The 6584-nt window shown below is 52.5% G+C and carries 6 protein-coding genes and 2 pseudogenes; 3 read left to right on the forward strand and 5 right to left on the reverse strand.

From position 1 onward, the window contains the following. Positions 1-49 precede the first annotated feature (49 nt). Positions 50-523, reverse strand: a complete 474-nt coding sequence (locus tag M8013_RS12315; protein WP_271268091.1) for a threonine/serine exporter — start codon at positions 521-523, stop codon at positions 50-52. After that, a complete protein-coding gene (locus tag M8013_RS12320; protein WP_271268092.1) occupies positions 514-1290 on the reverse strand; it encodes a threonine/serine exporter family protein in 777 nt (258 codons plus the stop codon). Before M8013_RS12320 ends, M8013_RS12315 begins: the two co-directional genes overlap by 10 nt. Positions 1291-1731: 441 nt before the next feature. On the opposite strand from M8013_RS12320, the gene M8013_RS12325 reads away from it, so the two are divergent. Then, positions 1732-2463, forward strand: coding sequence for a helix-turn-helix transcriptional regulator (locus tag M8013_RS12325; protein WP_271268093.1), 732 nt, complete (start codon positions 1732-1734; stop codon positions 2461-2463). Continuing rightward, positions 2463-3098 carry a DNA-binding transcriptional activator BglJ gene (bglJ, locus tag M8013_RS12330; RefSeq protein ID WP_271268103.1) on the forward strand — a complete coding sequence of 212 codons (636 nt, stop codon included), beginning with the start codon at positions 2463-2465 and terminating at the stop codon, positions 3096-3098. Before M8013_RS12325 ends, bglJ begins: the two co-directional genes overlap by 1 nt. Before the next feature lie 41 nt (positions 3099-3139). On the opposite strand, the gene M8013_RS12335 is transcribed toward bglJ, so the two are convergent. Next, positions 3140-3598, reverse strand: a complete 459-nt coding sequence (locus M8013_RS12335) for a YbaK/EbsC family protein (RefSeq protein WP_271268094.1) — start codon at positions 3596-3598, stop codon at positions 3140-3142. A 329-nt stretch (positions 3599-3927) separates the two neighbouring features. Here M8013_RS12335 and M8013_RS12340 point away from each other — a divergent pair, with 329 nt between their 5' ends. Continuing rightward, the gene (locus M8013_RS12340) at positions 3928-5271 is read left to right on the forward strand and encodes a PTS sugar transporter subunit IIC (protein ID WP_271268095.1); all 1344 of its coding nucleotides are present in this window, start codon (positions 3928-3930) and stop codon (positions 5269-5271) included. 36 nt (positions 5272-5307) lie between these two features. Here M8013_RS12340 and M8013_RS12345 read toward each other — a convergent pair. Further along, a pseudogene (locus tag M8013_RS12345) lies at positions 5308-5884 on the reverse strand (transposase); the annotation flags it as partial. Between the two features lie 560 nt (positions 5885-6444). Next, a pseudogene (locus M8013_RS12350) lies at positions 6445-6584 on the reverse strand (IS481 family transposase); the annotation flags it as partial.

Raw genomic sequence — 6584 nt, forward strand, 5'->3', positions numbered from 1 at the left:
GAGCCAAAGAAGACCGGATTATCGCCATGGCAGCGGGATAACACAATGTTCAAACCCGTGGACGTTTGCGGTAGAGCCAAAGACCGGGTATCGACAGGCCAATCGACAGCGCCCCGACAATCGAGGAGGCTTTCAGGAAATTGGTCAGCAGCAGGATCATTTGCGGCTCGCTGTAGCCGAAATGGCTGATCTTCACCGCCGAGATCATCGCAGTGTAAGCCGAGATGCCAGGGAACATTGGGATCACCGCCGCGACGGTAAAGACCTTCGGATGGGCCAGATACCAGCGCGACCACTGGATGCCGATACTGCCGACCAGCATTGAGGCCATAAAGGTTGACCATTCGATGTTCAGCCCGGCGCTCATCATCGCCATCCGCGAGCCGTGACCGATAGCGCCCAGCAGCGCACACCAGGGCAGGGCGCGGTGCGGCACGTTAAACACCATCGCAAACCCGACCGCCGGGATGGCCGACAGCACCATGTCCTGCGCCAGTGCCCACAGAAAATCGATTACGCCCATCCGCGAAGTCCCCACAAGGTCATGGCCATCACCACCCCGATACAGGTGGCGAGCGTCAGCAAGCTGGCAATCGCCCAGCGCGCCAGTCCGGTATTGATGTGCCCTTTAAACATATCCGCCACCGCATTGATCAGCGGAAAGCCCGGTACCAGCAGCAGTACGCTGGCGGCCATGGCAATGGTTGGGGTTTCGGCGAAGGTCGGCAGCCGAAGCAATAAGCCGGAAACCGTGGTGGCGACAAAGGCGGTGATGCAGAAATTGATCTGAGGATGCAAGTGCCGGTGCGTCAGCATCTGGCGTACATACATCGCAAGGGTGCTGGCGACAAAGGTGACGACCGCGCCATCCCAGCCGCCATTGTTCAGCTTGCAGAAGCAGGCGCATGACAGTCCCACCATCAATACCACCAGCCAGCGCGGATAGCGCAGCGGTTTGATGTGGTTAAAGCGTTTTTCGACTCCCTGCGCATCGAGCAGCTTGTGCTCGACCATAATGACGATGTGCTGGACCTCGGTCACCACGTGCATATTGATCCCACGATCGTGATTTTTACGCGTTGAGGTCAGACACTGACCCTCTTTAATGGTGGTGAGTACAATCGCATTCGATGAGATCGCGCTTTCAACGCTGTCCATACCCAGCGCCAACCCCAGTCGGGTAGAGAGCTCCTCGACGAGGGCGCTTTCTGCACCGTGTTGTAATAAAAAAAGCCCACACTGAATACACAACCGCGTTGCGACGCGTTGTGACGACCGTTCTGCCTGCATTGGTTGCCTTGAAGAAAAATGCTGTTACATGACCCGGAATATTTACTTTTAGCACATAACCCGGTAGCGCTTGCCTTGGGTCAGATCAAGGTTTAGGTTGATCGCAGCTATGATTTATTAATGAAGTATATAAAGAAAGGATCAACTAATTATTAATTCTTATGTTTTAAATATTTTATATTTTCATGTGTTTTGTATTTAGATTATCTAACGTCTGCTTTTGTAAATCATTATGAATAAGCAATTAACAATTAATGCTATATTAACGTCGGTTTTGGCGGTGTCTAAATCTGTTCTGCGATGCTGATTGTATTCGCTCTCTCATTTAACTCAGCTAACAACAAGGATAATACATTACGTTTTACTGCGCCCCGGTAAAGGTACGGGTAATTCAAGTGAATGAATGGCGTGGGAAGAGCGTAGAATGGATTCGGAGCGCATATGCCGCCAATAAGTTGTAAGCATGCAATTATCATCAGTAAATTACCGATAATTCAAACCGGCCTGGGTGGCATAATGTCACACTATTTTCCGGGGTATGAATGTTCATTTTATCGTTCCCATGAAGAGCTGACCCTTCTTCAGTTACGCCGCGCCACCTTAGTTATTGCTGATTTTTCAGGTGACCTGCACAACCCACGCAAGGTCTGTGAACAATATTATTCACTGCAAAATCAGTATCGGGATATCCACTGGATATTTATGATCCCTCGCGCCCTTTACCCCCTTGCCGTCGAGTTCTTAATGCGGCCAGAAAGTACGTTACTTTCCGAAATGGAAGGCGTTGATGTGATGGTCAACGTAATCCAGGCCGGCAGCAGAAGCGCCGAACGAATCAGCCTGACGCTGCTAAAACCTGAGACCGAAGAGCCCTATGACGATCGGGATGACGTCATGCTGACGTTTTCGGAACGGAAGGTATTACGACTGCTGGGAAAAGGCTGGGGAATTAACCAGATCGCCGCATTGCTCAAGAAGAGTAATAAAACGGTGAGCGCGCAAAAAAATAGTGCGATGAGAAGGCTCTCGTTGCGCAGTAATGCCGAAATGTACGCGTGGATAAACAGCACCAAGGGAATGAAAGAGCTGAGTTTATTCTCAGCCTATGGAGAGCAAGACGAATGGAAAAGAGCGCCGCTACGAGACATATCGCTATCGTCGAAAAGTGCATAATGAGTGCCGTCGGACTGGAACATCTCTTTGCCAGACCGTTACTGAATACTTTCACGTTACACCTTTTTAAAGACATCAAGAGTTTCCAGGCTTCACTCAATTCAGTTTCATATTCTTCGTTAATTTACTCATTATCTGATGAGCGAGAAGAGCGCCGTAATTGCCTGGTCTGTATTAAAGAGTTGGCGATGTCACACGGTACCGTTCAGCGTATTGTTCTGGCTTCGGATACAAAAGAAGCGAGCCTGATTGAACAGCTTTCCCCTTCGCGCCTGCACGGGCTTATCCTGAAATCGGATTCGCTGACAACCTTGCAGGAGCATCTCAGCAGATTGCTGAACGAAAACCGTCGGGTGAATGACAGTATGAGCAACCACTGGAATATACATCGTGGGCGCTTGCTGAGCCCAACGGAGCGCGCCATCTTACAGTTTATGTCGTGCGGTTTTTCTATCCCGGAAATTGCGACCCGTCTGGATCGGAATATCAAAACCATTCGTGCGCATAAGTTTAACGCCATGGTGAAACTCGGCGTACGCTCCGATGTAGGGCTGCTGGATGCAGCAGATATACTGACGCACTTCCCGGTGCCGGATCACCGCATGCCGCGCTTTTTTGGGGCGCTGCATTCGTAACGCGATATAAAAGTGCTGCGCCAGAGGTTCTGGCGCAGCACTTACAGACAGACATCTACCCATTTTGCATCGGTAATTTCCGCCATTCTTTCCGGGGAAATCCGTACCGCACTGTGAGTCCCCCCAGCCGCAGGCAGCACCTCGTCGTACTCTTTCAATGAAATATCGCAATACACCGCCAGAGGATTTTCCAGCCCGAACGGGCAGACGCCGCCCACAGGGTGACCTGTCACCGTGACCACCTCATCGCTGCTCAACATTCGGGCTTTTGCGCCAAAAGTTTGCTTCAGCTTTTTGTTATCGAGACGGGCATCCCCTTTGGCGACCACGAGGATCACCTTATCTTTAATTTTCAGCGACAGCGTTTTTGCTATCTGACCGGGTGCGACGTTGTGTGCCTCGGCCGCCAACGCAACGGTGGCGGTACTCTGGCTAAGCTCTATCACTTCAACGTCCGGGGCATGGTCGCCAAAAAACTGTCGCACAGACTGCAAACTCATTGTTTCCTCCACAAAAATTCTCTGCGTAATCTGTCATATGAAATTATGCTCGCCTAATATCCCTTAAGTAAAAAATATCCAGTATCAGTGATTTCTGGATCCTCTTCACATTCACGGAAACCGGTTACAGTAACCGGTTGCAGAACCGCTGAGCAGGGATTAATACTGATTACGTCATTTCCCCTGTATCCAATAATAAGAGTCGACTATGAAACCTGGCCGTTTAAGCAGTACCGCTGGTAAGCAAACCAGCAAGGTGTTGAAAGTGGTAAATGGAACAACGTACGGCGTGACTGCGCCCGAAACGATCGTCTGACAGGAGAGCCGTTATGTCTACCAACCATGCTGCGTTTAACCTGATATTCCGTTTTGTCGAAAATTATGTCAGCCCCATTGCCGGACGTATCTCTTCTCAGCGTCACGTGATGGCGATCCGCGACGGCTTTATCTCCGCGATGCCGTTTATGATTGTCGGTTCGTTCTTGTTAGTGTTTGCCTACCCGCCGTTTTCGCCGGACACCACCCTGGGCTTTGCCCGCGCCTGGCTGGATATGGCGAAGCAGTTTGAAGGTCAGATTCTGACCCCGTTTGATATGACGATGGGCGTCATGTCCCTCTATATTTGTGCGGCGATCGCCTATAACCTGGGCAAGCATTACGTCAAGTCACATCAACTCGATCCCTTCATGTGTGCCATGCTGTCTCTGATGGCGTTTCTGCTGGTGGCGGCGCCAAAAACTAAAGGCACCCTCCCGGTCGATAGCCTGGGCGGAACGGGGATCTTCACCGCGATTCTGGTGGCGATCTACTGTGTGGAGATGATGCGTTTTCTGAAAGCGCACAACATTGGTATTCGCCTGCCTGAACAGGTGCCGCCGATGATTAAAAACTCCTTCGATCTGCTGATCCCGGTGCTGGTGGTGGTGCTCACGCTGTATCCGCTGAGCCTGTTTATTCAGTCAGAGTTTGACATGCTGATCCCGCAGGCGATTATGTCGATCTTTAAACCGCTGGTCTCTGCGGCTGACTCGCTGCCGGCCATTCTGCTGGCGGTACTGATCGGCCACCTGCTGTGGTTTGCGGGGATCCACGGGGCGGCGATTGTCTCTGGCATGCTGCAAATGTTCTGGCTGACCAACCTGGGGATGAACCAGACGGCGCTGGCGCAGAGCGCACCGCTGCCGCATATCTTTATGGAGGCATTCTGGACGTTCTTTATCGTCATTGGCGGTTCCGGGGCGACGATGGGGCTGGTGTTCTGCTATCTGCGTAGCCGGTCAGCGCACCTGCGAGCGATTGGTCGACTGAGCGTCGTGCCGAGTATCTTCAACATCAACGAGCCGGTGATCTTTGGTACGCCAATCGTAATGAACCCGGTGTTCTTTATTCCGTTCCTGCTGGCCCCGATGGTGAATGCGGTTCTGGCATGGGCGGCGATGAAGCTGGATCTTATTGGTCGCGTGATTTCCGTAGTGCCGTGGACGGCACCTGCACCGGTGGGTGCGGCGTGGGCGCTGGGTTGGGACTTCCGCGCGGCGGTATTGGTTGTGCTGTTAGCGCTGGTTTCTGCCATCATCTACTACCCGTTCTTTAAAGTGTACGAGAAGCAGCTGTTGGAGCAGGAAGCCGAAGAAGCGCAACGCGCCGAAGAGGAAAGCCAGCAGGTTGCATAGATAAATGCAAAACGGCAACCCAGAGGTTAATGCTGGTCACTTAAGGTGACCAGCATTTTTTTATCCGGATATTTCCTGTTTTTTACCCTGAGTTCTCTCGGATAACTTCGCTCCCGCCTCCCCGGTAATACCAGCCATTTTGCTTTCTCGTACAACGTTGGCAGTTCTCCCGGCATGTTGCCCGGCGATGCCCATGGCAGCGTTATCAGCAGCCGGCTTATCTCACTTATCGACCCACTGAAGCTGGCAGATAATCCCCCTTCAGGGCGAACGCCATTTTTACCATCTGGTATCTCACCAGGTTTTAGGTCAGCAGCACTCCCCACAACTCCTGTCTCACCAGCTCCGGCAGACGGCTCCGCAGCAGGGTGATACTATTATCCGGCACTTTCTCTGTCAGTTTTCCGGCAAGCCGCATCTCACTGACATTCTCACTGTCAAAGGCGCTGGCATTTATAAGATGACTGCTCAGTTCCATCAGACAGACCATCCGGACCTGCGGATAGCCTCCTTCTCCGTTCTGGTTCTGATGCTTGCTGAATGCAGCCCGGTTCTCCAGAGTATCGGGAGTTCGCCAGACCACACCATCCACCGCGAAAAGATTCAGCCCGTGCCACTGCGGATGTGCTGCCTGCTGGTTCCAGTGCCGTTGGGTGATATCGAACAGTCCGCGGACGGCGTCAACTGATCGGCATTACAACCCTGAGGTTGCCGTTTTAGTGTTTATTCCCTCTCCCGGTGGGAGAGGGATCCCCAGTAATTTTTTTATTCTTAAAGCAATGGAACAATTACAGAATAATAAGAGACTTATAGCGACCGACTGGTCCGGCTGAAAATCGCCGAAGCGTTTCCTGTAGGCCGGGACGAGGCGCATGGATGCGCCGAGAGGGCGTGACCTACAGGGATGTAGGATCACGCCCGGCCCGAAAGCTGAAAGGAATAAGCTGAGGGTATCGCGTAGCGACGATTTTCTTGCCGGGAGCCCGGGTTGCCAGGGCGGCGGCGATTGAGCCGCCATGGCACGTTCACCGGTTCGGTCATTCCAGAGAAGCAATGAACGTAAAGTGAACGGAACTACCACCGAAGCCGTATGCTCCCCCTCACCCCAGCCCTCTCCCTGTGTACAGACCGGGGACATGGTAAACAGGTGTTCGGGGACATGGTGAACACTTTTTAACACCCTTTCCCCATGGTGATCGACTTTTTCTTCAGGTCGATCACCCCCACTTTCGTGCTGTACCACCACACCTCGTAGTTCCCGTCCGTCTGCGTTTCGCGCAGCCCAAGCCGCTCGCCCCTGAACGCCTTGCCTG

The sequence above is a fragment of the Silvania confinis genome (genome assembly GCF_025564085.1).
In the GTDB taxonomy this organism is placed as follows: domain Bacteria; phylum Pseudomonadota; class Gammaproteobacteria; order Enterobacterales; family Enterobacteriaceae; genus Enterobacter; species Enterobacter confinis.

Bases quoted from the DNA above. Each gene is read 5' to 3' on its own strand.
- bglJ (WP_271268103.1), top strand. From the start codon at position 2,463: ATGAGTGCCGTCGGACTGGAACATCTCTTTGCCAGACCGTTACTGAAT.
- M8013_RS12340 (WP_271268095.1), top strand. From the start codon at position 3,928: ATGTCTACCAACCATGCTGCGTTTAACCTGATATTCCGTTTTGTCGAA.
- M8013_RS12320 (WP_271268092.1), bottom strand. From the start codon at position 1,290: ATGCAGGCAGAACGGTCGTCACAACGCGTCGCAACGCGGTTGTGTATT.
- M8013_RS12315 (WP_271268091.1), bottom strand. From the start codon at position 523: ATGGGCGTAATCGATTTTCTGTGGGCACTGGCGCAGGACATGGTGCTG.
- M8013_RS12325 (WP_271268093.1), top strand. From the start codon at position 1,732: ATGCCGCCAATAAGTTGTAAGCATGCAATTATCATCAGTAAATTACCG.
- M8013_RS12335 (WP_271268094.1), bottom strand. From the start codon at position 3,598: ATGAGTTTGCAGTCTGTGCGACAGTTTTTTGGCGACCATGCCCCGGAC.